The 20,147-nt window shown below is 71.7% G+C and carries 27 protein-coding genes; 18 read left to right on the top strand and 9 right to left on the bottom strand.

The features are described 5' to 3' along the window. Positions 1 to 10 precede the first annotated feature (10 nt). The 3 genes from LQ222_RS06640 to LQ222_RS06630 form a co-directional block, all read right to left on the bottom strand. Positions 11 to 406 carry a hypothetical protein gene (locus LQ222_RS06640; RefSeq protein WP_230165295.1) on the bottom strand — a complete coding sequence of 132 codons (396 nt, stop codon included), beginning with the start codon at positions 404 to 406 and terminating at the stop codon, positions 11 to 13. 294 nt (positions 407 to 700) lie between these two features. Next, positions 701 to 946, bottom strand: coding sequence for a GDCCVxC domain-containing (seleno)protein (locus tag LQ222_RS06635; RefSeq protein ID WP_230165293.1), 246 nt, complete (start codon positions 944 to 946; stop codon positions 701 to 703). Positions 947 to 949: 3 nt separating this feature from the next. Next, complete coding sequence (locus LQ222_RS06630) at positions 950 to 1,327, bottom strand: mercuric reductase (protein WP_230165291.1); 378 nt, start codon at positions 1,325 to 1,327, stop codon at positions 950 to 952. An 87-nt stretch (positions 1,328 to 1,414) separates the two neighbouring features. Between LQ222_RS06630 and LQ222_RS06625 the strand changes: the two genes are divergently transcribed. Both LQ222_RS06625 and LQ222_RS06620 read left to right on the top strand, forming a co-directional pair. Then, positions 1,415 to 1,840, top strand: a complete 426-nt coding sequence (locus tag LQ222_RS06625) for a helix-turn-helix domain-containing protein (RefSeq protein ID WP_230165290.1) — start codon at positions 1,415 to 1,417, stop codon at positions 1,838 to 1,840. Between the two features lie 78 nt (positions 1,841 to 1,918). Further along, positions 1,919 to 2,383, top strand: a complete 465-nt coding sequence (locus LQ222_RS06620; RefSeq protein ID WP_230165289.1) for a DUF411 domain-containing protein — start codon at positions 1,919 to 1,921, stop codon at positions 2,381 to 2,383. Between the two features lie 52 nt (positions 2,384 to 2,435). Here the strand turns inward: LQ222_RS06620 and LQ222_RS06615 are convergent, their stop codons facing one another. Next, positions 2,436 to 3,404 carry a YncE family protein gene (locus LQ222_RS06615; RefSeq protein WP_374202158.1) on the bottom strand — a complete coding sequence of 323 codons (969 nt, stop codon included), beginning with the start codon at positions 3,402 to 3,404 and terminating at the stop codon, positions 2,436 to 2,438. 247 nt (positions 3,405 to 3,651) lie between these two features. Here LQ222_RS06615 and LQ222_RS06610 point away from each other — a divergent pair, with 247 nt between their 5' ends. The 12 genes from LQ222_RS06610 to ybaK all read left to right on the top strand — a co-directional run bounded on the left by LQ222_RS06610 (position 3,652) and on the right by ybaK (position 13,131). After that, positions 3,652 to 5,949, top strand: coding sequence for a heavy metal translocating P-type ATPase (locus tag LQ222_RS06610; RefSeq protein WP_230165287.1), 2,298 nt, complete (start codon positions 3,652 to 3,654; stop codon positions 5,947 to 5,949). Then, positions 5,939 to 6,469 (top strand): copper chaperone PCu(A)C, encoded by a 531-nt coding sequence (locus LQ222_RS06605; RefSeq protein WP_230165286.1) that lies wholly within the window; start codon positions 5,939 to 5,941, stop codon positions 6,467 to 6,469. The genes LQ222_RS06610 and LQ222_RS06605 overlap by 11 nt, the downstream gene beginning before the upstream one ends. A gap of 131 nt (positions 6,470 to 6,600) precedes the next feature. Further along, complete coding sequence (gene lnt, locus LQ222_RS06600; RefSeq protein ID WP_230165285.1) at positions 6,601 to 8,115, top strand: apolipoprotein N-acyltransferase; 1,515 nt, start codon at positions 6,601 to 6,603, stop codon at positions 8,113 to 8,115. Further along, positions 8,112 to 8,834, top strand: coding sequence for a cytochrome c biogenesis CcdA family protein (locus LQ222_RS06595; RefSeq protein ID WP_230165284.1), 723 nt, complete (start codon positions 8,112 to 8,114; stop codon positions 8,832 to 8,834). Before lnt ends, LQ222_RS06595 begins: the two co-directional genes overlap by 4 nt. Continuing rightward, the gene (gene lspA, locus LQ222_RS06590; protein WP_230165283.1) at positions 8,813 to 9,334 is read left to right on the top strand and encodes a signal peptidase II; all 522 of its coding nucleotides are present in this window, start codon (positions 8,813 to 8,815) and stop codon (positions 9,332 to 9,334) included. The genes LQ222_RS06595 and lspA overlap by 22 nt, the downstream gene beginning before the upstream one ends. Before the next feature lie 29 nt (positions 9,335 to 9,363). Then, positions 9,364 to 10,032, top strand: a complete 669-nt coding sequence (locus LQ222_RS06585) for a thioredoxin domain-containing protein (RefSeq protein ID WP_230165282.1) — start codon at positions 9,364 to 9,366, stop codon at positions 10,030 to 10,032. 46 nt (positions 10,033 to 10,078) lie between these two features. Beyond that, the gene (locus tag LQ222_RS06580) at positions 10,079 to 10,576 is read left to right on the top strand and encodes a M23 family metallopeptidase (protein ID WP_230165281.1); all 498 of its coding nucleotides are present in this window, start codon (positions 10,079 to 10,081) and stop codon (positions 10,574 to 10,576) included. Then, a complete protein-coding gene (locus LQ222_RS06575; RefSeq protein WP_230165280.1) occupies positions 10,573 to 10,899 on the top strand; it encodes a YnfA family protein in 327 nt (108 codons plus the stop codon). The genes LQ222_RS06580 and LQ222_RS06575 overlap by 4 nt, the downstream gene beginning before the upstream one ends. Then, the gene (locus LQ222_RS06570; RefSeq protein WP_230165279.1) at positions 10,896 to 11,288 is read left to right on the top strand and encodes a DUF2946 family protein; all 393 of its coding nucleotides are present in this window, start codon (positions 10,896 to 10,898) and stop codon (positions 11,286 to 11,288) included. The genes LQ222_RS06575 and LQ222_RS06570 overlap by 4 nt, the downstream gene beginning before the upstream one ends. Positions 11,289 to 11,341: 53 nt before the next feature. Beyond that, positions 11,342 to 11,839, top strand: a complete 498-nt coding sequence (locus tag LQ222_RS06565) for a copper chaperone PCu(A)C (RefSeq protein WP_230165278.1) — start codon at positions 11,342 to 11,344, stop codon at positions 11,837 to 11,839. A 7-nt stretch (positions 11,840 to 11,846) separates the two neighbouring features. Beyond that, the gene (locus LQ222_RS06560; RefSeq protein WP_230165276.1) at positions 11,847 to 12,467 is read left to right on the top strand and encodes an SCO family protein; all 621 of its coding nucleotides are present in this window, start codon (positions 11,847 to 11,849) and stop codon (positions 12,465 to 12,467) included. 190 nt (positions 12,468 to 12,657) lie between these two features. Continuing rightward, positions 12,658 to 13,131: a Cys-tRNA(Pro) deacylase gene (ybaK, locus tag LQ222_RS06555; RefSeq protein ID WP_230165274.1), complete on the top strand. Its 474-nt coding sequence runs from the start codon at positions 12,658 to 12,660 to the stop codon at positions 13,129 to 13,131. 132 nt (positions 13,132 to 13,263) lie between these two features. Here ybaK and LQ222_RS06550 read toward each other — a convergent pair whose 3' ends face one another. Next, positions 13,264 to 13,842 carry a dihydrofolate reductase family protein gene (locus LQ222_RS06550; RefSeq protein ID WP_230165273.1) on the bottom strand — a complete coding sequence of 193 codons (579 nt, stop codon included), beginning with the start codon at positions 13,840 to 13,842 and terminating at the stop codon, positions 13,264 to 13,266. Between the two features lie 80 nt (positions 13,843 to 13,922). Here LQ222_RS06550 and LQ222_RS06545 point away from each other — a divergent pair, with 80 nt between their 5' ends. Next, the gene (locus LQ222_RS06545; protein ID WP_256444005.1) at positions 13,923 to 14,285 is read left to right on the top strand and encodes an ArsC family reductase; all 363 of its coding nucleotides are present in this window, start codon (positions 13,923 to 13,925) and stop codon (positions 14,283 to 14,285) included. Between the two features lie 240 nt (positions 14,286 to 14,525). Here the strand turns inward: LQ222_RS06545 and LQ222_RS06540 are convergent, their stop codons facing one another. The 4 genes from LQ222_RS06540 to LQ222_RS06525 are packed head-to-tail and all read right to left on the bottom strand — an operon-like array spanning position 14,526 to position 16,317. After that, positions 14,526 to 14,996 carry an SRPBCC family protein gene (locus tag LQ222_RS06540; protein ID WP_230165271.1) on the bottom strand — a complete coding sequence of 157 codons (471 nt, stop codon included), beginning with the start codon at positions 14,994 to 14,996 and terminating at the stop codon, positions 14,526 to 14,528. Continuing rightward, entirely contained in the window at positions 14,996 to 15,418 is a 423-nt protein-coding gene (locus LQ222_RS06535) for a VOC family protein (protein WP_230165270.1), read from the bottom strand. Before LQ222_RS06535 ends, LQ222_RS06540 begins: the two co-directional genes overlap by 1 nt. Positions 15,419 to 15,433: 15 nt before the next feature. Next, positions 15,434 to 15,784, bottom strand: coding sequence for a DUF1428 domain-containing protein (locus LQ222_RS06530; protein WP_230165269.1), 351 nt, complete (start codon positions 15,782 to 15,784; stop codon positions 15,434 to 15,436). A gap of 59 nt (positions 15,785 to 15,843) precedes the next feature. Continuing rightward, positions 15,844 to 16,317, bottom strand: coding sequence for a VOC family protein (locus LQ222_RS06525; RefSeq protein WP_230165268.1), 474 nt, complete (start codon positions 16,315 to 16,317; stop codon positions 15,844 to 15,846). A 146-nt stretch (positions 16,318 to 16,463) separates the two neighbouring features. Here LQ222_RS06525 and LQ222_RS06520 point away from each other — a divergent pair, with 146 nt between their 5' ends. The 3 genes from LQ222_RS06520 (at position 16,464) to LQ222_RS06510 (ending at position 20,137) form a co-directional block, all read left to right on the top strand. Beyond that, on the top strand, positions 16,464 to 16,676 hold the full coding sequence (locus LQ222_RS06520; protein ID WP_230165267.1) for a hypothetical protein: 213 nt from the start codon (positions 16,464 to 16,466) through the stop codon (positions 16,674 to 16,676). A 159-nt stretch (positions 16,677 to 16,835) separates the two neighbouring features. Continuing rightward, entirely contained in the window at positions 16,836 to 18,410 is a 1,575-nt protein-coding gene (locus LQ222_RS06515; protein WP_230165266.1) for an ABC transporter substrate-binding protein, read from the top strand. A 155-nt stretch (positions 18,411 to 18,565) separates the two neighbouring features. After that, positions 18,566 to 20,137: an ABC transporter substrate-binding protein gene (locus LQ222_RS06510; protein ID WP_230165265.1), complete on the top strand. Its 1,572-nt coding sequence runs from the start codon at positions 18,566 to 18,568 to the stop codon at positions 20,135 to 20,137. Positions 20,138 to 20,147 lie beyond the last annotated feature (10 nt).

The raw sequence follows: 20,147 nt of genomic DNA, 5'->3' as shown, positions 1-20,147 counted from the left end.
CGACGCGCTGTCAGGAGATTGGAGGACGCTGCTCGGGTGCCGAATCGGCACTTGCCATGGTCCGGGCGGCCGACATCGCCGGCCGGATGACATGGAAGGTGGGCTCGCCCGCGCCCTTGGCGGAAACCGAGATCGCCGGCGGCGCGGTCGGGCACTGGATGATGGCGCAGGCCTTCGCGGGCGTGTCGGGCCGCGGTTGATCAGGCCCGTCCTCGTCCATGATCATGCTGGCACACGGGACGGCAGCGTCGGCCGGCGGCGGGGCGCAGTTCGCCTGCACAGGCCCTGCGAGGGCAAGGGCCAGCATGACGAGCGTCAACAGACCGGCGCGCAGATATTGCATCAGGCGATGAGAGTAGCCATGCGCGTCGTCGCGGACAATGCGGCGCCAAGAGGTTCCGTGCATCGTGCCTATCGCTTCCTGCCCCGGTCTTCGCGCGGGACGCTCGGCAGGTTACGGCCAGGCGCAGGCATGGAACTGGGCGCTGGCACCCGACCCGTCGGCCGGCTTCCACGGTTGCTCAATTTGATCGGCCCCGCGCCCTGCGCCGGGCCGGGGGCGACCACCTCGCAATGGGGACGCAGGCCGTCAGTCCAAGCGGGATCGCGATGTGCTTCGCCATCACCGCCAGCGCGATCCTGCGAGGTGATCGTCGTGGTACCGTCCGACAACGGATCCAGATCGCCCGCCCACGTGTCGTCACGCGCCGCAACCGGGCCCACCCGCGCAATCCGCGCCGACCGCATCGCCGATCTGACTGGCCTGGATGGGCGGGCATGGCACATCGCCATACGAGCAGAAGACACAGCAATCGCCCCGCTTCGGGCGCAGGCGCGTGCCGCAGCCGGTGCACACGTAGAAATACATGCACGCATCGGTCGGCATGGTCTCGGCGCGAGCGTGGCCGCACTCCGGGCAAGTCAGGGTCGAGCGCAGGATCGCCATGGCTCAGGCGATCGCCACGGACAGGACCAGCAGCATGATGCCGGCCGCCAGCCCGACCAGCGTCGTGCGCTGCAGCGCGCCGCCCGGTGCGCAGGCCGTACCCGGTGCGCAGGCCGCCGCGGCGGCACGCCCGCGCCAAAGCAGGATGGCGGCTCCCGCCAGGCTGGCCACGGCCGCCACCAGGAGGACGCCCTGGTACGGACCCGTGATGGCGGCAATCCCGAGCAGGGATGCCGTGCCGACGCCGATCGTCGCGAACATGACGGGCAGCGCGCAGCAGGCTGCTGCCCCCAGGCCGGCGAGGATGCCGCCGGCCGTCAGGGCTGCGGCACCTGCCTGCCGCGCCTGGCCGGCCGAGGGGTTGATTGTCGGTTCGGTCATCGCCTGATGCCTTTCACTTGCGGTGGCTGCGGCACGCTACGATCTGTAGCGACTACAGACTCAAGCCCCATTCTCCGGGAGGCTGCGGTGGCCATCGCGCGCGCCATGACGATAGGCGGCCTGTCCCGGGCGACAGGCTGCAAGATCGAGACCATTCGATATTACGAGCGCGTCGGCGTCCTGCCGCGTGCCGAGCGCCGCGGGCGCTACCGCGTCTTCGACGGCGTGCATGTCGAGCGCCTCGCTTTCGTGCGGCGCGCCAGGGCGCTCGGCTTCACGCTGGAGGAGGTCCGCGCCCTGGTTTCACTGGCCGGCGCGCCGGGCGACAGCTGCGCGCAGAGCCGCGCGCTCGCCGCCGGGCACCTCGCCGACGTGCGCGCACGCATCGCTGCCCTTCAAGCAATGGAATCGATCCTGACCGAAGCGGTGCGACGATGCGATGCCGGGATCGACCAATCCTGCCCACTGATTGTCACGCTCGGGGCAGGGAGACTGGACGTCGATTCCGCTTGACCTTCCTACTGAGGGCAGGACGACCATGTCTGGAGCGGGGCACTCCGCCGCCCAAGCCAAGCCCATGAGGACCGTCCGATGACGTCACGCCGCTCGATCCTCGCCGCCGCCGCGCTCGTTGCGCTGCCGATCCCGGCCTTTGCCCAACGGGCCACGCGCGTCAGCGTCTGGCGCGACCCGAATTGCGGATGCTGCACCGGCTGGGTCGCCCATCTGCGCGCCGAGGGCTTCGCCGTGGTGGACCAGGAGGTGCCCTCGGTCGCCCCGGTCCGGCGTCGCCTCGGGACGCCGGCCGACCTGCTGTCCTGCCATGCCGGCGAGGTCGAGGGCTTCGTGCTCGAAGGCCATGTGCCCGCCACCGCCATCCGCCGCCTGCTGGCAGAACGCCCCGCCGGGGTCCGCGGCCTGGCCGTGCCGGCGATGCCGGTCGGCTCGCCCGGCATGGAAGTGCCCGGCGCGCCGGTCGACAGCTACGACGTGATCGCCTTCGGCAGTGGTCCGCACAGGTCCTTCATGCGGTTCAACGGGTCGCATCCCGCCTGAGGCGACCGGAACGCGGTCCCGCTCGCCATTCGGCGGCGTCCCGGCGCGGCCGTCAGGCGCCGGTCGCCGGCGTGAACAGGATGCCGTGCGGCGACCGCCCGACACGCGACACCCGCGCCACGCCGCTGCGCGGGTCGATGGCGGCGACGCGCCCGGTCCAGCGCAACGTCGCCCAGATCGTGCCGTCCGCGTCGAAGGTCAGGCAATCCGGCCCGCCGCCGATCTCATGGACGCGCTTGATCTCCAGTGTCTGTGGGTCGAGCGCGGTGATCCGGCTGTCGACGCGCGAGGTGACATAGACCAAGCCATCCTGCGGCCCTTCGAACAGCGCGTGCGCGCCGCGCCCGACCGTGATGCGCCGGTCGGCGCGCCGCGTCGCCGGATCGATGACGGAGACGTAGTCGCCGCCCATCACGCCGACCAGGATGCGCCCGCGATGCCACAGGATGCCGGCCGGGTCGCGCCCGACCTCGGCGCGCCAGGCCTCGGTGCGGGTGTCGAGGTCGATGGCGATCGCGGCGGCCTCGCCCTGCAAGGTCACGAAGGCGTAGCGTGAATCCGGCGAGAAGGTGACGTGGCTCGGCTTGCGCCCGGCCTGCAGTCGGCCCTCGAAGGCCAGGGCGGCGCCGTCCCAGCCGTAGATGTCCACCTGGTTGCGCCGCAGGCTGGTCACGACCAGCCGCCTGCCGTCTGGCGTGAAGCCGAGGTTGTAGGGATTGCTGATCGGCTCCCGCCGCCGCACCTCGCCGCTGCGCGGGTCGAGCAGGAACATCTCGTTGGCGCCGGAATCGCCGACCAGGATCAGGTCCCGCGCCGGCGTCAGCACCAGGTGGTGCGGTTCGCGGAGCACCGGTACGCGGCGCAGGTCGCTGCTGCTGGCGGGGTCCAGCACCTGCACATTGGCATCGAGGGAATTGAGCACGAAAAGCGAGCCGGCGGGCGGCGCGGGAGCCTCGGCCATAGGCTGGGCGCTCACGTCGCGGCTCGCGGCGATGAACGGCGCTGCCAGCGCAGCGCGCACAACGAGACGGCGACCGAGGCGCACATCTCGTGAATTGAACGACCGCACGGCAAGGCTCCTGGCCTGGGGGGAGCGATCTATCCCAAACATCGCGGTCAATGCGCAAGCGGCGTGGACCGCGCGCGCCACGTCCGGGGCGCGCGCCCGCGTGCGGGTGATCAGTGATGGCATGAGAGAGAAAAAAGCCCCTTGAACCTCTAGCCACTGGAAGTCCCATACCGGTGCCTGCGACGTTGGAACGGGTGCCATGGGTGATACGACCAGACTGACCTGGCGGGTGGAGGGCATGGACTGCGCCGCCTGTGTCGCCAAGGTGACCAGGGCCGTCGAGCGTCTGCCCGGTGTCTCGGACGTCCAGGTGAACCTGATGGCCGAACGGCTGACCGTCGCGCTCGCGCCGAACACCACGCAGGGCGACGCCATCGCCCGGCAGGTCGAGGCGCTGGGATACACGGTGGCGCCCATCGCGACCGCCGCCACGGCGGCGCGGGCCGAGCCGGCGCATGCCCATGGTCCCGATTGTGGCCACGACCATGGCGCCGATGGTCATAACCATGGCCAAAAGGGCGACCATTCGGGCCACGCGCACGGCGCCGAGCCGGGAGCCGCCGGCCCCGCGGCGCATGGCCACGACCACGACGACCCGGCCGATGCCGGCAAGCCCTGGTGGCGCACCGGCAAGGCGACGCTCGTCTGGCTGCTGGGCGGGCTGGTCGGTGCGGCCTATGCGCTATCGCTGGCGCTGCCGGAACGGCTGACCTACCCGCTGTTCCTGGCCGCGACCGCCGTCGCCCTGGTGCCCTTCGGCCGCCGCGCCATCGCGCTCGTACGCGCCGGCAGCCCCTTCAGCATCGAGACGCTGATGGTCACCGCCGCGGTCGGCGCGGCCATCATCGGCGCGGCCGAGGAAGCCGCCGTCGTCGTGCTGCTCTTCGCCGTCGGCGAGTTGCTGGAGAACGTCGCCGCCGGGCGCGCGCGCGCCGGCATCCGGGCGCTCGCCGACCTCATGCCGCGCACCGCGCTGCGCTTGCGGCCGGACGGTACCGCCGAACAGGTGCCGGCGGACCGGCTCGCAGTTGGCGACCTGGTGCTGATCCGCCCCGGCGACCGCGTGCCCTGCGACGGACTGATCGAGGAAGGCACCTCCGCACTCGACGAAAGTCCCGTGACGGGTGAAAGCGTCCCCGTCTCGCGCGGCCCCGGCGATCCCGTGGTCGCCGGCAGCATCAACGCCGAGGGCGCCATCCGCGTGCGGGTCACGCGCGCCGCATCCGACAACACCATCGCGCGCATCATCCGCATGGTGGAGGACGCGACCGCCTCCCGCGCGCCGACGCAGCGCTTCATCGAGCGGTTCTCCGCCTGGTGGACGCCGGGGGCGATGATCGTCTCGCTGCTGGTGATCCTGCTGCCGCCCTTCCTGTTCGGCTGGGATTGGTGGACCAGCCTGTATCGCGGGCTCGCGGTGCTGCTGATCGCCTGCCCCTGTGCGTTGGTCATTTCGGTGCCGGCGGCGATGGCCTCGGGGCTTTCGGCCGGCGCGCGGCGCGGCCTGCTGATCAAGGGCGGCGCGGCGCTCGAGGCGATCGGCAGCGCGAGGACCGTCGCCTTCGACAAGACCGGCACGCTGACCGAAGGCCGTCCGCGCGTCACCGACGTGCTGCCGGCCGAGGGCCGCACGGCAGAGGCGGTGCTCGCGCTCGCCGCGGCGGTCGAGCAGGGCTCCTCCCACCCGCTCGCCAAGGCGATCCTGGCGGAGGCGGCGGCGCGCGGTGTCGCGGTGTCGGCGGCAGAGGCGCAGTCGGCCATCCCCGGCCGCGCCGTGGCCGGCACGGTCGATGGCGTGCAGGTCAGCATCGGCAGCCCGCGCCATGCGCGGGAGTCGAACGCCACGCTCGGCCCGCTGGAGGCCGAACTCGACCGGCTCCAGGGCGAGGGCAAGACGGTGTCGGTCGTGCTTGCCGGCGGCGCGGTCGCCGCGCTGGTCGCTCTGCGCGACGAGCCGCGCGCGGACGCCGCGGCCGGCATCGCGGCGATCACCGCGCTCGGCGTGCGCCCGGTGATGCTGACCGGCGACAACCGCCGCACCGGGGAGGCGATCGCCATCTCGCTCGGCCTCGACGCCAAGGCGGAACTGCTGCCCGACGACAAGCTGCGCGAAATCGGCAAGCTGCGCGAGCGCGGCGCGGTGGTGATGGTGGGCGACGGCATCAACGACGCGCCGGCGCTGGCGGCGGCCAATGTCGGCGTGGCGATGGGCGGCGGCACCGATGTCGCGCTGGAGACCGCCGATGCCGCCGTGCTGAAGGACCGCGTGACGGGGGTGGCGGAACTCGTCTCCCTGTCGCGCGCGACCATGGCGAATGTGAAGCAGAACGTCGCCGTCGCGGTTGGGCTGAAGGCGGTGTTCCTGGTCACCACAATGCTCGGCATCACCGGGTTGTGGCCGGCGATCATGGCGGATACCGGCGCGACGGTCCTGGTGACGCTGAATGCGCTCAGGCTGCTGCGCTGGACGCCTGCCAGGCCCAAGGATGCTGCCTGATGTCCTTCGTCGTAGATCCCTGGGTGGCGCGGAACAGCACAAGGGCGACCGTATGACGCCCGGCAGCATTCCCGGGCGGCGCTGGCTGATGCCCGCTGTCCTCCTCGCGTGGCGCCTGATCCTGTCGGGCCCGGCTGCGGCCCAGGATGTTCAGGCGGGCGGCCTGCTTCTGACCGGAGCCTGGGCGAAGGCCGCCGACAACGACCAGCGCCTGTCGTTCGGGTTCGTGACGATCCGCAACCGGGGCAGTGAGGCGGACAGGCTGCTCTCCGCCACGTCGTCCGGCGCGGCCGCCGTGGAACTGCGTGAACCAGACCCGTCCGCCTCCGGCGGTGCGCGCGCCGTCACAGAGGGCTTCGTCATCCCTGCCGGTGACGTCGTCGCCCTGGAGCCCGGCGGGCGGCACCTTCTGCTGCGCGACCTGCAGGCACCGCTCGCGCTCGGCGACGAAATCCGCGTCACGTTGCGCTTCGAACGCGCGGGCGCAGTGGTCCTGCCGCTCCGGGCGCATTGGCACTGACAATGGGAAGGCCGGCCCCGAACGACAGCGCTGATCTGCACCGCGCCATGAAGGGCTTCGTGCTGCCGCGGACCCGCCACGACGGCGCGTGCGTGACGCGGTCGCAAGCGGCACGCGGACCAATCCGCCGCGTGACGCACCGCATGGCCTATGGCGCCACCGCGCTCGGGCTCGGAGCGCTCAGTGCCATCGCGCTGGCGCCACTGCACATCGCGCCCGCCGGCGTGGTGGCCTTCGGCGGCCTGTGGTTCCAGCTTGAGCGGACGGCGTCCCTGCGCGGCGCCTTCGTGCTTGGCTGGTTGTTCGGCCTGGGATCGTTCCTGGTCGGCCTGTCCTGGATCACCGAGGCGTTCAGCGCGGATGCGGCGCGCTTTGGCGCGCTGGCGCTGCCGGCCCTGGCCGCGCTCAGCGCCGGCCTCGCGCTGTTCCCCGCATGCTCGGTCGCTGCGGCGCGGCTGCTGGCGGGCCGCGCGGGCGGCGTGCCGCTCGCCCTGGCGTTGGCCGCGTTCTGGGTCGCGGGCGAATGGCTGCGCGGCGCGGTGCTGACCGGCTTTCCGTGGAATATCGCGGGCCATGCCTGGGGCGCCAGCGATGCCGGGCTGCAGGCGGCGGCGCTGGTCGGCATCCATGGCCTCGGGCTGCTCGCCGTGCTTGCCGCGGTGCTGGCCGGCGTGGCGGTGCGGCAGCGGCGCGTCGGGCCCGCGCTTGCCGCGACGGTCATCATTGCCCTGCCCTGGGCCTGGGGCACAACGCGGCTTGCCGATGCGATGCCCGCTGACGCGCCAGGCATCCGGCTGCGCCTGGTGCAGCCGAACATCGCGCAGGACCTGAAATGGGCCGAGGGCGAGCGCGAGCGCATCGTCGGCCGCCTGCTGGCGCTCAGTGCCGCGCCTGCGGCGGATGGCGTGGCACCGACCCACATCATCTGGCCGGAAAGTGCCGTGCCCTACCTCCTCGCCGAATCGCCGGCGATCCGCGCGGAGGTCGCGCGCATCATCCCGCCGGGCGGCGCGCTGCTGACCGGCGCGGTGCGACGGACCATCGCGGACGATGGCGGCCCGGCGCTGCTCAACAGCCTGGTCGCGCTCGACGACACCGGGGCGATCACCGCCGCCTACGACAAGATCCAGCTGGTGCCGTTCGGCGAATACCAGCCGCTCCGCCGGCTGCTCGCGGATCTGCCGAAGATCACCGTCGGGACGGTGGACTTCATCCCCGGCCCGCCTCGCGAGGCGATGCGCGTGGCCGGGCTGCCGCCGCTCTGGCCGCTGATCTGCTACGAGGCAATCTTCCCCACCACGTTGCCGGCGCAAGGTCCGGCGCCGGGCTGGATCCTGACGGTAACCAACGATGCCTGGTTCGGCACCTCCTGGGGCCCCTACCAGCACGCCCTGGCCGCCCGGCTGCGCGCCATCGAACTCGGCCTTCCGCTGATTCGCGTGGCGAACAGCGGCATCTCGCTGGTGACCGACGCGGTGGGGCGCGAGCGCGCGCGGCTGCCGCTGGCGACCGAAGGCGTGCTGGACCTGCCGCTGCCGGCGGCGCTGCCCGGCGGCACGCCCTATGCGCGCTTTGGCGACCTGCCTGTCGCGATCGGCGTCGCGGCGCTCGCGGGAATCGCGCTGGCCGGGAGGCGACGCGCGTGACGATCGACCTCACCCTGTTCGGCATGGTTCTCGCCTTCGGCGGGGGGCTGGTGTCGTTCCTGTCGCCCTGCGTGCTGCCGCTGGTGCCGGGCTACGTCGCCTGGGTGGCGGGGACCGACCTCGCCACGGCGCGCGCCGAGCGTTGGCGGGCGCTGCGCCTGTCCGTCTTTTTCGTGCTGGGCTTCGGGCTGGTGTTCGTGCTGCTGGGCCTCGGCGCGACCGCGATCGGCGGGCTGCTGCGGCGCTGGTCCTACGAGCTCACCGTCGTCTCCGGCCTGCTCATCGCGGCGATGGGGCTCGTGCAGATGGGCCTGCTGCGCGTGGCGCCGCTGATGCGCGACCTGCGCTTCAGGCCGCCGGGCGAGGGCGGCGGCCCGGTCTCCGCCACGCTGATCGGCGTCGCCTTCGGCTTCGGCTGGACGCCCTGCATCGGGCCGGTGCTGGCCGGCGTGTTGACGGCCGCGGCGCTGACACCCGGCGCCGGGGTCGGGCTGCTGGCCGCCTATGCGCTGGGCCTCGGCGTGCCGTTCCTGCTGGCGGCCTTCTACCTGCCGGCAGCGATGGCCCGTGCGCGGCGGCTCGGGCGGCTCGGGCGGATCCTGCAGGTCGCGAGCGGCGTCGTCATGCTCGCGGCCGGCCTGGCCATCGCAACCGGCGAGATGACCCGTCTCGCCATCTGGATCCTGGAGGCATTTCCATGGCTGGCTCGGCTGGGATGACGACGCCCGCCCCCCGCGCGCTGCGCCGCTTCGGCCTGATCGCGGCACCAATCGCAGCGGTCATCGACCAGGCGACCAAGGCCTGGGCGCTGGAAGCGCTCTGGCCGCCCTACAGCGAAGGGATCACGCTGCTGCCGGTGCTGAACCTGCGGCTTGGCTTCAACACCGGCGTCACCTTCGGGATGTTCGCCGACAGCGCGGCCGGCGCGGTGTGGCTGCTGGTCGGCATCAAGCTCGCCGTGGTGGCCTGGCTGCTACATTGGCTGCGGCGCGCGGCCAACCGGACCGAGGCGACGGCGATCGGCCTCATCATCGGCGGGGCGATCGGCAACATCGCCGACCGCCTGCGCATCGGCGCGGTCACCGACTTCATCGACGCGCATTACGGCGGCTGGCACTGGCCGACCTTCAACATGGCCGATGTCGCCATCGTCTGCGGCGTCACGCTGCTGGTGCTGACTAGCTTTCGCGCACCGTCGCCCCAGGTGCAGCCGCAATGACCACTATCCCAGAGCCGGAGGAACCACCCATGTCCCACACCATAACCCGCCGGGCGGCGCTTGCCGCCGCATTCGTCGTTCCGGCGGCGACCGCACTCGCCCAGGCGCCCGGGCCCCAGGCCTTCGAGCCGACGGCACCCGCCCCCGACACCCCGCGACCGCTGCCGGGCGAGCGCATCATCGGCCGCGCCGATGCCCCGGTGGCGGTCATCGAGTACCACTCGCTGACCTGCGGCAATTGCGCGAACTTCCACACCACGATCTTCCCGCGCATTCGCACGACCTTCATCGAGCCGGGGCTGGTGCGCTTCGTGATGCGCGACTTCCCGCTCGACCGCGTGGCGCTCGATGCGGCGGCGATGGTCCATTGCGGCGGGCCGGAGCGATACGAGGCGCTGATCTCGACCCTCTACGCGAACAAGGAGGCCTGGGCGCACAGCCCGGATGCGCGCACCTGGCTGCGCCGCGCCGGCACGCTCGCCGGGATCCCGGCGGCGCGGATCGACGCCTGCATGACCGACCGCGGCTTCACCGACCCGATCATCCTGATGCGGCTGCAGGGCGAGCGCGAGTCGGGCGTCAACGCGACCCCTTCCTTCGTGATCAACGGGCAGCTGCATCGCGGCGTGCAGAGCTTCGAGCGCTTCTCCGCGCTGATCCGCCCACTGCTGCCGCCGGGCGCGGCGCCCCGTGGCTGAGGCTCCGGGGTTGCCTTCCGGAGCGGGTCAAGGCACGGACCGCGCCATGATCCATCGTCCCTCCCTGATCCTCGGTCTCGCCTTCGTTCTCGGCACCGGGTCCGCCGCGCTCGCAGCCCCCTGTCCAGCGACCATGCCGGTCGCGGGCGAGTTCTCCTCGGGCTTCGGCTTGCGCCACGGCAGGCCTCATCCCGGCGTGGACATCCGCGCGCCGGTCGGCACGCCCGTGGTGGCGCCGAGCGACGGCGTGGTGGTCTTCGCCGGCCGCTACGACGATTACGGCCTGACGATCGAGATCGAGCACGCCGACGGCTCCCGCGCTCGATACGCCCACCTGGCACGCTTCGCGCCCGGCGTGGCGGCCGGGCGTCCGGTCGCGGCGGGCCAGGACCTCGGCGTGGTGGGGCGCACCGGCCGCACCACCGGGGCGAACCTGCATGTCGAGCTGCGCCGCGACGGGCGCGCGGAGAATCCCTGGCCCTGGCTGACCCGACAGTCCTGCATCCCCGGCATCGAGGTCGCCGAGGCGCCCGCCCGGCGATGAGGACGGTCGCGATCTACGCCGCGGCCGCGCTGGCGGAGATCGCTGGCTGTTTCGCCTTCTGGGCGTGGCTGCGGCTGGGCCATTCGGCGGTGTGGGCAGCCGCGGGCGTCGCCGCGCTCATCGCCTTCGCGTGGTTGCTGACCCTGGTCGAGGTGGAGCATGCCGGCCGCGCCTATGCGGTCTATGGCGGCGTCTACATCGCGGCGACACTTGTGTGGCTGCGGGTGGTCGAGGGTTTCGAGCACGATCGCTGGGACCTGATCGGCGGTGCCGTTGCCCTGGGTGGCGCGGCGATCATCCTGTGGGGGCCGCGCGCCGCATGAGGCGGGCCTGGGCCGAACTGCGCGTGCCGATCTCCGCCCTGGTGCTGCTGGCCATGGTGGCGCGGCTACTGGCGCCGCTGCCGGCCTTCGCGGCAATGGACAGGGCCGCCTTCGACGCGATGCTGCGGGCAAGCCTGTGCCTGCCGTCCGGCCTGCCCGCGCCGGATGCGCCCGAGCAGGCGCCGGACGCCGAGGCCGCGTCGCATTGTCCGCTGTGCCGTCTGCCCGATGCGGCGGATGCGCCGCCGCCGGCCCCACTCGTGCTGCCGATGCCGGCCTGGACGACGCTGGCCGCGCACCGCGCCGCCTTCGCCGGCGCATCGCCCCTGCCGCCGGCGCGTGCACCGCCGCCGGCCCGCGCACCGCCTGTCGCTCCGACCCTCGGCTGAAGCCCGCCCCGCCTGGCGCGGGGCTGTTCCATCCCTTGTCGGAGCAACCTTCCATGCGTCGCACCCTTCTGCGCGCGGTCCTGATGACCGGCGCCGCCTTCGTCTCCCTGCCCTTCCTTGGCGCCCCGCTCGCCGCGCACGATTTCCGTGCCGGGGACCTGGCCATCGACCATCCCTGGACGCGCGCCGTGGGCGCCGCGGCGCCGACTGCCGCCGGCTACATGGTGATCCGCAACACCGGCTCCGCGCCGGATCGGCTGGTCGCCGCCGAGACGCCGCGCGCGGCGCGCGTCGAGTTGCACGAGATGTCCGTCACCGACGGCATCATGCGCATGCGCCCGATCACCGACGGCATTGCGGTGCCGCCAGGCGGGGAGGTGCGGTTGGCACCTGGCGGCCAGCATCTGATGCTGATCGGGCCACAAGGCGGCTTCCAACAGGGCGCCAGCGTGCCGCTCACCCTCGTGTTCGAGCGCGCGGGGCGTGTTGCGGTCGAACTAGCCGTCGATGCGCCGGGTGCGCGCGGCACCGGGCCGCACCAGGGGCATTGAGGCGACGATGCTGCGCGTCATCCGTTGGGTGGCCTGGGGCGCCGTTGGCGTCGTGGGCTTCCTGCTGCTGGCCACCACCGGCGGGTGGCTGGTCTCCGATGGTCCGCTGGCGCCGCCGCGCGTCGCGACCGGGCCGCAGACGCTGGCGATCGGCGGGCCCTTCAGCCTGACCGACCACCGCGGCCGCGCGGTCACCGAACGCGACTTCCGCGGCCGGCCGATGGCGCTGTTCTTCGGCTTCACCTATTGCCCCGATGTCTGCCCGACCACGCTCACCGAGATGACGGGCTTCATCGAGGCGCTGGGCGCCGATGCGGACCAGCTTCATTGGCTGTTCGTGAGCGTCGACGGCGAGAGCGACACGCCGCAGGCGATGGCCGCCTACCTGGAGGCCTTTGATCGGAAGATCATCGGGCTGACCGGCACCGAGGCGCAGATCGCGGCGGCTGCACGCGGCTTTCGTGTCATCTACCGCCGCGTTCCGCTGGAGGGCGGCGGCTACACGATGGACCATTCCGCCAGCATCTTCCTGCTTGACGCGGCGGGGCGGTTCGCCGGGACGATCGACCACAAGGAAAGCGAGCGTGTAGCGTTGGAGAAGCTCCGCCTTCTGACGCGGCGCGGCTAGAAGTGCGCACTGATTGGCTGTGAGCGGCGATGCTCGGGCTGCCATCCGGGCGGGCTCTCTGAGGCTATCATCTGACGGTATGGATGACGGTATATGACGGCGTTATGGGGCGAATTTCTGAATGAAAACTTGTGCCTAAGACTCTGATTGACCATCGAGTGGGAGTGACGGCGCCAGCGCCGGCCTGAGCATGTCCAGGTCGACGCGCGCGACGACGGCGCTGGCCAAGGCGGGCATCGCCTTCACGCTGCATGCCTACGACTACGACCCCGATGCCGACAGCATCGGCCTGCAGGCGGCGCAGGCGCTGAACGAAGACCCTGCGCGCGTGCTCAAGACGCTGATGGCGCTGGTCGATGGCAAGCCCGCCTGCGTCATCGTGCCGTCGGACCACGAGGTGTCCATGAAGCGCCTGGCGGCGGCCTTCGGGGGCAAGTCGGCGCAGATGATGAAGCCGGCGGATGCCGAGCGCGCCACCGGCTACAAGGTCGGCGGCATCAGCCCCTTCGGCCAGGCGCGCCAGCTGCGCACCGTGATCGAGCAGGCCGCGCTGGAGCACGATCTGGTCTTCATCAACGGCGGCCAGCGCGGGCTGCAGGTGCGGCTTGCGCCGCGCGACGCGATGGCGGTGCTGGGCGCGGTCGCCGCGCCGGTGGTCGCCTGACCCGCGGCAGCGTCACTCGCGCCCAGGATCGCCGTGCCGGGCCATGTGCCTGTCGGGCCGCGGCGGCGCCGTCGCCCGCGCATGGAAGGGCCGCACCGGCTGCCGCGCGCGACAGGTGTGCGGGGCCGTGACTCAGCCCTCCCGCGCGCGGCGGTAGCGCAGCATCACCGAGCCGACATCGAGCGGGCGGCATTCCACCAGCCGCATCGTCGCCGCCGGCCGGCCGGGGCGGAACACCGGCGCGCCGTCGCCGAAGATCTCGGGCGTCACCATCATCCAGAACTCATCCACGAGGTCGAGCGACCACAGCGCCTGCGCCAGCGTCGCGCTGCCGAAGGCGAAGATGTCGCCGGTGGTCTCGCGCTTGAGCCGCGCCACCTCGGCCGCCAGGTCCGGCCCGGCGATGCGCCCGTTCCAGCCGGGGTCGCCGGTCAGGGTGCGCGTCACCACGGTCTTGGGCAGCGCGTTCATCGTCGCGGCGTAGGAGATGCCGGCGGCGGGGCTGTGCGGGTCGGTCGCGGCCGCGCTCCAGAAGGCGCGGTTGAATTCGAAGTTGACCCGCCCGTAGAGCAGGTGCCCCGCACGCGCGAGGGCGGCGGCCGACCAGGCCTGCGCGACCTCGTCCGACCAGGGTGGCGGGGAGAAGATGCCGCCGGGCTTCTCGGCATAGCCATCGAGGCTGGCGCAGATGGTCAGGACCAGGCCGGCCATGGAGGCATCCTTTCGCGTCATCTGGATCGGCGGCGGCGGCGGCGCGTAGGCTGGGGCGGAAGCGGGCAGCGGAGGCGGGCGTGACCATCACCATCCACGGCATCAGGAACTGCGACACGATGAAGAAGGCGCGCGCCTGGCTCGATGCGCGCGGCGTCGCGCATGCCTTCCACGACTACAAGGTGGCCGGCATCGACCGCGCCACGCTGGAGGGCTGGGCGCGGAAGGTCGGCTGGGATCGGCTGCTGAACCGCGCCGGCACCACCTTCCGCAAGCTGCCCGACGACCAGAAGCAGGGGATCACCGAAAGCCGCGCGATCGAGCTGATGCTCGCGCAGCCATCGATGATCCGCCGGCCGGTGCTGGCGCTGGGCGACGAGCTGGTCGTGGGCTTCGACACCGGCGCGTATGAGACCGCGCTGGCGTCCTTGCCGCGTGACTAGCGCAGATCCCGATCGGCCGGCTTCAGCCGATCGGGTGAAGATGCGCGCGAGTGCAAGCGCCGCAGATCCCGATCGGCCGGCTTCAGCCGATCGGGGGAGGATGCGCGCGAGTGCAAGCGCCGCAGATCCCGATCGGCCGGCTTGCGCCGATCGGGGGAGGATGCGCGCGAGTGCAAGCGCCGCAGATCCCGATCGGCCGGCTTGCGCCGATCGGGGGAGGATGCGCGTGCGCACAAGTGGCTAGATCGTACGCGCCAGCGCCGCGAGCTGGTCGGTCGCCTTGCCCCAGCCCTCGTGGAAGCCCATCGCCTCGTGCTTCGCGCGGGTCTCGGCGTCGGCATGCAGCGCCACGGCGCGATACAGCGTGCCGCCGGGGATCGGGTCGAAGGTGATGATGCCGGTCATGAAGGGCTCGGGCTTCGGGCGAAAGCCGCCGGTCAGCGCATCCGTCCACACCAGGCGCCGTTCGCTCAGCACCTCGAGGTAGCAGCCGACATTGGGCATGGCCTCGCCCCCCGGGCCGCGGATCACGCCGCGGAAATGGCCGCCGGGGCGCAGGTCCAGCTCGATGTCGGTCATCTTCCAGGGCACCGGGCAGAACCAGCGTTCCATCAGCTCGGGTCGCGTCCAGCAGGCCCAGAGCGGGCCGGGCGGCACGTCGATCCGGCGTTCGATCACCAGGTCCAGCGTCGGGTCGATGGGGTTCTGCATCACATGCCCTCCTGTGCCACGCCGATCATCCAGAGCACGCCGAAGCGGTCCTTCACCATGCCGAAGGCCGGGCTCCAGAAGGTCGGGCCGATCGGCATCTGCACGGCGCCGCCATCGGCCAGCGCATCGAACCAGGCCTGCGCCTGCGCCGCATCCGCCGCGGGCAGCGAGACACCGAAGCCGCCGAAGGCCGTGACGCCCGCGCAGCCGCCATCGGAGACCATCAGCGGTTCGCCGGCGATGCGCAGTTCGGCATGCATGATGCGGTTCTCCGCACCCGGCGGCAGCATGCCGGGCGGCGGCGGGTCCGGCGCGTCGCTGAAGCGCATCTGCATCGTGACCTCGGCGCCGAGGGAAGTGGCGTAGAAGCCCATCGCCTCCTCGGCGCGGCCTTCGAAGAACAGGTAGGGGGTGATGGGCATGGGCGTCGTCCTTCCTCAGGCCTCGGTCAGGATGGTGAAGCCGCCATGGATCAGGCGCTTGCCGTCGAACGGCACGTCGGCGGCCTGCATCTTCATGCGCGGGTCGGCCATGATGTTCTTCCAGGCCTCGTCGCGCGCCGCCTTCGACGGCCAGGTCATCCAGGAGAAGACCACCGTTTCGTCGGCCTCGCACTTCACCGCCATGGGGAAGGAGGTGAGCTTGCCCTCGGGCACGTCGTCGCCCCAGCATTCGACCATCGACAGCGCGCCATGTTCCTTGAGCAGGGGCGCCATCTCGACCGCATGGCGGCGATAGGCCTCCTTCTTCGCATTGGGCACGGCGAGCACGAAGCCGTCGACATACATGGCAGTGTCTCCTCGGTCCGGTTCAGGCGGGGCGCAACGCCGCCCCGGTGGCGTCGGTGTCAGGCGCCGGCGACGGCGGCGCGCAGCACGGCGATGTCGAGCTTCACCATGGTGCGCATCGCCGCCATGAAGCGGCTGCGGCCGGCCTCATCCGTGCCGGAGAGCAGTTCCATCAGCCCGTCCGGCACGACCTGCCAGGCCACGCCGTAGCGGTCCCTCAGCCAGCCGCACATGTTCGGCGAACCGCCCTCCAGCAGCGCGTCCCACACGCGGTCGATCTCGGCCTGGTCGGCGCAGGTCGCGACCAGCGAGACCGCGGCGGTGAAGGGGTGATCGGCATTGCCGTTCAGCGCCATGAAGGGCTGCCCGCCGATCTCGAACAGCGCGAGCAGCACGCTGCCCTCGGCGCCTGGCCCGCCGGGCGGGGTGCGGACCACCGCGCCCATGCGGCCGCCGGGGATGGTGGCGGCGTAGAAGCGCGCAGCGTCCTCGGCTTCGGTGGCGAACCACAGGCAGGTGGACAGGGCGGGCATGGCGACGGGTCCTTGGCTTCGGAAACACTTAACCAAATTATATAGTGTAAGGCAAGGCCCGGATCGCGTTGCGACCGGCGCGGCACGGGGAAGGCTTGACCCCGGCGGCGGCGGCGGCCGAACCTGCCGCCCCGGAGAACCGCACCATGCCCGATCCCGCTGCCCGACCCCGCACCGAGGTGAGCATCGCCGGCCGCCTCACGAGCATGAGCATCCTGGGCAGCACGGTGGTGTTCATCATCACCCTGGAGAACCTGCGCGCGACGGCGTGGCTGCCCTATGCGCTGCATATCCTGGCGGCCGGCATCGTGCTGGCGGTGCTGGTCCCGATCCTGTTCTTCCGCCGCCCGGTCGCGTAGATCCGTCTTCGCGCGCTGCGACGCCTCCAGATCATCGTTTTCCCGAGTACCTGCACCCGGTCGGATGCCGCCATCCGATCGGGGTTTGCGCCAGCCCCCGCTTGACGCGCGCCGGCATGGCGCGGAGGCTCGCTGCAACGACAAGACAGGGGGTTTTCGATGCCGGGATTCCGTCGGGCCGCGCTGGCGGCCGCCGCCGTGCTCACCATCGCCGCGGGGCCGGCGCTGGCGCAGCGCACGCTCAACATCGGCGCGTCCTCGGCGCCGACCGGGATGGACCCGCACTACCATTCCTCGAACATGAACAACGCGCAGCTGCGCCAGGTGTTCGACCTGCTGATCGACCTCGACAGCGCGGGGCGCTTCGTGCCGCGGCTGGCGGAATCCTGGCGCGCGGTGGATGACCTCACCTGGGAATTCCGCCTGCGCGAGGGCGTGCGCTTCCACGACGGCACGCCCTTCACGGCCGAGGATGTCGCGTTCTCCTACGCGCGCGTGCCGACCGTGCCGAACAGCCCGGGCCCCTTCACGCCGGCGGTGCGGCTGATCTCGCGCGTCGAGGTGGTGGACCCGCGCACCGTGCGCTTCCACACGCGCGAACCGCACCCGTTCCTGGAACACGACATCGCGGCGGTGTTCATCCTGTCGCGCAGCATCCACGCCACGGCCACGCTGCCGGATTTCAACGGCGGGCGCGCCATGGTGGGCACCGGCGCCTATCGCCACGTCTCCTACGCGATCGGCGAGCGGCAGGAAGTGGCGCGCAACCCGGCCTATTGGGGGCCGGCGCAGCCCTGGGACCGCGTGATCACGCGCGTGATCTCGAATGCCGGGGCACGGTCGGCGGCGTTGCTGTCGGGCGATGTGGACGTGATCGATTCCGTGCCCAGCCAGGACGTGCCGCGGCTGGAGCGCGAACCACGCATCGCGGTGTTCGGCGTGGCTGCCAACACCACCTCCTACATCATGCCCGATGCGTCGCGGGAAACCACGCCCTTCATCACCGACAAGCAGGGCCGGCCGCTCGACCGCAACCCGCTGCGCGACCAGCGCGTGCGCCAGGCGCTGTCGATGGGCATCAACCGCCAGGCGGTGGTGGAACGCCTGCTGAACGGCCAGGGCACGCCGGCCGACCAGTTCGCCGCCCCCGCCCTGCAGGGCCGCGCGCCCGGCCTGCCGCCACTGCCCTACGACCCCGCCCGCGCCCGCGCTCTGCTGGCCGAGGCCGGCTACCCGGACGGCTTCCGCATCACCATCCATGGCCCGAACGGCTGGTTCCCCGGCGATGCCGACGTGATGCAGGCGATCGCCCAGGGCTGGACGCGCATCGGCATCGAGACGCGGGTCGAGGTGCTGCCGCCGGCCAACCTGTTCTCGCGCGCGACCGCCCGCGAATTCACCATGTTCATGACCACCTTCACCGCCAACTACGGTGCGAACATGCTGCGCCAGGTGGTGATGACGCGAAACCCGGCGACCGGCACCGGGCCGTTCAACCGGCAGCACTGGTCCTCCCCGCGCATGGACGACCTGGTGGCGCGGGCGATGGTCACGATGGACACCGCGCAGCGCGACGGCGCGACCGCCGAGGCGCTGCGCATCGCCACCGAGGAACTGGGCGTCATCCCGATCCATTTCCTGCGGCTGGTCTGGGCGACGCAGCGCGCACGCGTGCGCTACGAGCCCGATCCGCGCTGGTATACCAATGCGATGTTGTCGCATCCGGTGAACTGACGGCGCCGAGGGGGCGTTGCCCCCCCGAACTCCCCCACCAGGGGGGCGACGGCCCGCTGGACCGCGGGAACCGAAGGGCGTGCTTGACCCCAAGGGCGACGGGGGCGGAGGCTGTCCGCAGGGCCGGCACAAGACCGGGCCGCAGGAGGGACGCCATGGTGAAGGGGATGCTCGGCGCCGCAGTCGCGGCCTGGGTGCTGGCAACCGTGCCGGCGGCGGCGCAACGCACGCTGACCATGGGGGTTCAGACACCGCCCTCGGCGCTCGACCCGCACTACCACAACACCACCAACAACTCGATGATGCTGATGCAGATCTTCGAGCGGTTGTTCGAACTGGACAATCACGCGGTGCCACAGCCGCGCCTGGCCACATCCATGCGCGCCGTCGACGAACTGACCTGGGAGGTCACGCTGCGCGAAGGCGTGCGCTTCCACGACGGCACGCCCTTCGAGGCCGATGACATCGCCTATACCTTCGCGCGCATCCCGACCGTGCCGAACAGCCCGGCGCTGTACACGCCCGCGGTGCGCACCATCAGCGCCATCGAGATCGTCAACCCCACCACCATCCGCATCCGCACGCATGAGCCCAATCCGCTGATGCGCTTCGACATGGCCGCACCCTTCATCCTGTCGCGGCGCATCCATGGGCAGAACCCGGCGACGAGCGACTTCACGTCGGGGCGGCTGGCGATCGGCACCGGGCCGTATCGGCTGGTCTCCTTCGCGCAGAACGAGCGGCTGGAGCTGCGCCGCAACGACACCCACTGGGGGCCGCCCGAACCCTGGGACCGGGTGACCATCCGCTTCATCCCGCAGGCGGCCTCGCGCGCTGCCGCGCTGCTGGCGGGCGAGGTGGACCTGATCGACTACGTGCCGGTGCAGGATGTCGAGAACATCCGCCGCGACCCGCGCTTCGCGCTGTTCCAGGTGGACAGCGTGACCTTCGTCTACCTGTTTCCGGATTCGATGCGCGACACATCGCCCTTCGTGTCGGACCGCGCCGGCAACCCGCTGCCGCGCAACCCGCTGGCCGACCGCCGCGTGCGCGAGGCGCTGTCGCTCGCGATCAACCGCGAGGCGATCGCCACGCGCCTGTACAACGGCCTCGCCACGCCGGCCGACCAGTTCGCCGCCCCCATCGCGGAACACCGCCTGCCCACGCCGGGCCCGCTGCCGCATGACGTGGCGCGCGCCCGCGCATTGCTGGCCGAGGCCGGCTACCCCGACGGCTTCCGCCTGACCATCCATGGGCCGAACGGCTTCTTCCCGTCCGACCAGAACCTGCTGCAGGCGCTGGCCCAGCAATTCACCCGCGCGGGCATCGAGACCACGGTGCAGGCGCTGCCGCCGGCCAACCTGTTCACGCGCGCGACCAACCGCGACTTCTCGATGTTCATGACCTATTTCGCGTCCTACCTGACCATCAACCCGCTGCGCCAGGTGGTGGCCACGCGCAACCCGGACATCGGCTTCGGGCCGTTCAACCGGCAGCGCTATTCCAACCCCGCGATCGACGAACCGCTGCGCCAGGCCATGACCACGATGGACCCGGAACGCCGCCAGGTGCTCACGCATCAGGCGGCGGCTGCGCTGCTGGAGGACAAGGGCGTGCTGCCGGTGATCTTCCTGCGCAACACCTGGGCTGGCAGGCGGGACCGGGTTGTCTACGATCCGTCGCCGGTCAACCATACCTCGGCGGTGCATGCGCGCCCGCCGAACTGACGCAAGGATA

Source organism: Roseomonas sp. CECT 9278, assembly GCF_918698155.1.
Taxonomy (GTDB): Bacteria; Pseudomonadota; Alphaproteobacteria; order Acetobacterales; family Acetobacteraceae; genus Neoroseomonas.
The sequence above is the reverse complement of the archived record's forward strand: the minus strand, read 5'-3'. Positions and strand labels throughout refer to the sequence as shown.

Bases quoted from the DNA above. Each gene is read 5' to 3' on its own strand.
- LQ222_RS06520 (WP_230165267.1), top strand. From the start codon at position 16,464: ATGCCCGATCCCGCTGCCCGACCCCGCACCGAGGTGAGCATCGCCGGC.
- LQ222_RS06585 (WP_230165282.1), top strand. From the start codon at position 9,364: ATGTCCCACACCATAACCCGCCGGGCGGCGCTTGCCGCCGCATTCGTC.
- LQ222_RS06605 (WP_230165286.1), top strand. From the start codon at position 5,939: ATGCTGCCTGATGTCCTTCGTCGTAGATCCCTGGGTGGCGCGGAACAG.
- LQ222_RS06550 (WP_230165273.1), bottom strand. From the start codon at position 13,842: ATGGCCGGCCTGGTCCTGACCATCTGCGCCAGCCTCGATGGCTATGCC.
- LQ222_RS06610 (WP_230165287.1), top strand. From the start codon at position 3,652: ATGGGTGATACGACCAGACTGACCTGGCGGGTGGAGGGCATGGACTGC.
- LQ222_RS06525 (WP_230165268.1), bottom strand. From the start codon at position 16,317: ATGCCCGCCCTGTCCACCTGCCTGTGGTTCGCCACCGAAGCCGAGGAC.
- LQ222_RS06640 (WP_230165295.1), bottom strand. From the start codon at position 406: ATGCACGGAACCTCTTGGCGCCGCATTGTCCGCGACGACGCGCATGGC.
- ybaK (WP_230165274.1), top strand. From the start codon at position 12,658: ATGTCCAGGTCGACGCGCGCGACGACGGCGCTGGCCAAGGCGGGCATC.
- LQ222_RS06630 (WP_230165291.1), bottom strand. From the start codon at position 1,327: ATGACCGAACCGACAATCAACCCCTCGGCCGGCCAGGCGCGGCAGGCA.
- LQ222_RS06565 (WP_230165278.1), top strand. From the start codon at position 11,342: ATGCGTCGCACCCTTCTGCGCGCGGTCCTGATGACCGGCGCCGCCTTC.
- LQ222_RS06620 (WP_230165289.1), top strand. From the start codon at position 1,919: ATGACGTCACGCCGCTCGATCCTCGCCGCCGCCGCGCTCGTTGCGCTG.
- LQ222_RS06575 (WP_230165280.1), top strand. From the start codon at position 10,573: ATGAGGACGGTCGCGATCTACGCCGCGGCCGCGCTGGCGGAGATCGCT.
- LQ222_RS06580 (WP_230165281.1), top strand. From the start codon at position 10,079: ATGATCCATCGTCCCTCCCTGATCCTCGGTCTCGCCTTCGTTCTCGGC.
- LQ222_RS06515 (WP_230165266.1), top strand. From the start codon at position 16,836: ATGCCGGGATTCCGTCGGGCCGCGCTGGCGGCCGCCGCCGTGCTCACC.
- lspA (WP_230165283.1), top strand. From the start codon at position 8,813: ATGGCTGGCTCGGCTGGGATGACGACGCCCGCCCCCCGCGCGCTGCGC.
- LQ222_RS06560 (WP_230165276.1), top strand. From the start codon at position 11,847: ATGCTGCGCGTCATCCGTTGGGTGGCCTGGGGCGCCGTTGGCGTCGTG.
- LQ222_RS06530 (WP_230165269.1), bottom strand. From the start codon at position 15,784: ATGTATGTCGACGGCTTCGTGCTCGCCGTGCCCAATGCGAAGAAGGAG.
- LQ222_RS06535 (WP_230165270.1), bottom strand. From the start codon at position 15,418: ATGCCCATCACCCCCTACCTGTTCTTCGAAGGCCGCGCCGAGGAGGCG.
- LQ222_RS06635 (WP_230165293.1), bottom strand. From the start codon at position 946: ATGGCGATCCTGCGCTCGACCCTGACTTGCCCGGAGTGCGGCCACGCT.
- LQ222_RS06540 (WP_230165271.1), bottom strand. From the start codon at position 14,996: ATGCAGAACCCCATCGACCCGACGCTGGACCTGGTGATCGAACGCCGG.
- LQ222_RS06510 (WP_230165265.1), top strand. From the start codon at position 18,566: ATGGTGAAGGGGATGCTCGGCGCCGCAGTCGCGGCCTGGGTGCTGGCA.
- LQ222_RS06570 (WP_230165279.1), top strand. From the start codon at position 10,896: ATGAGGCGGGCCTGGGCCGAACTGCGCGTGCCGATCTCCGCCCTGGTG.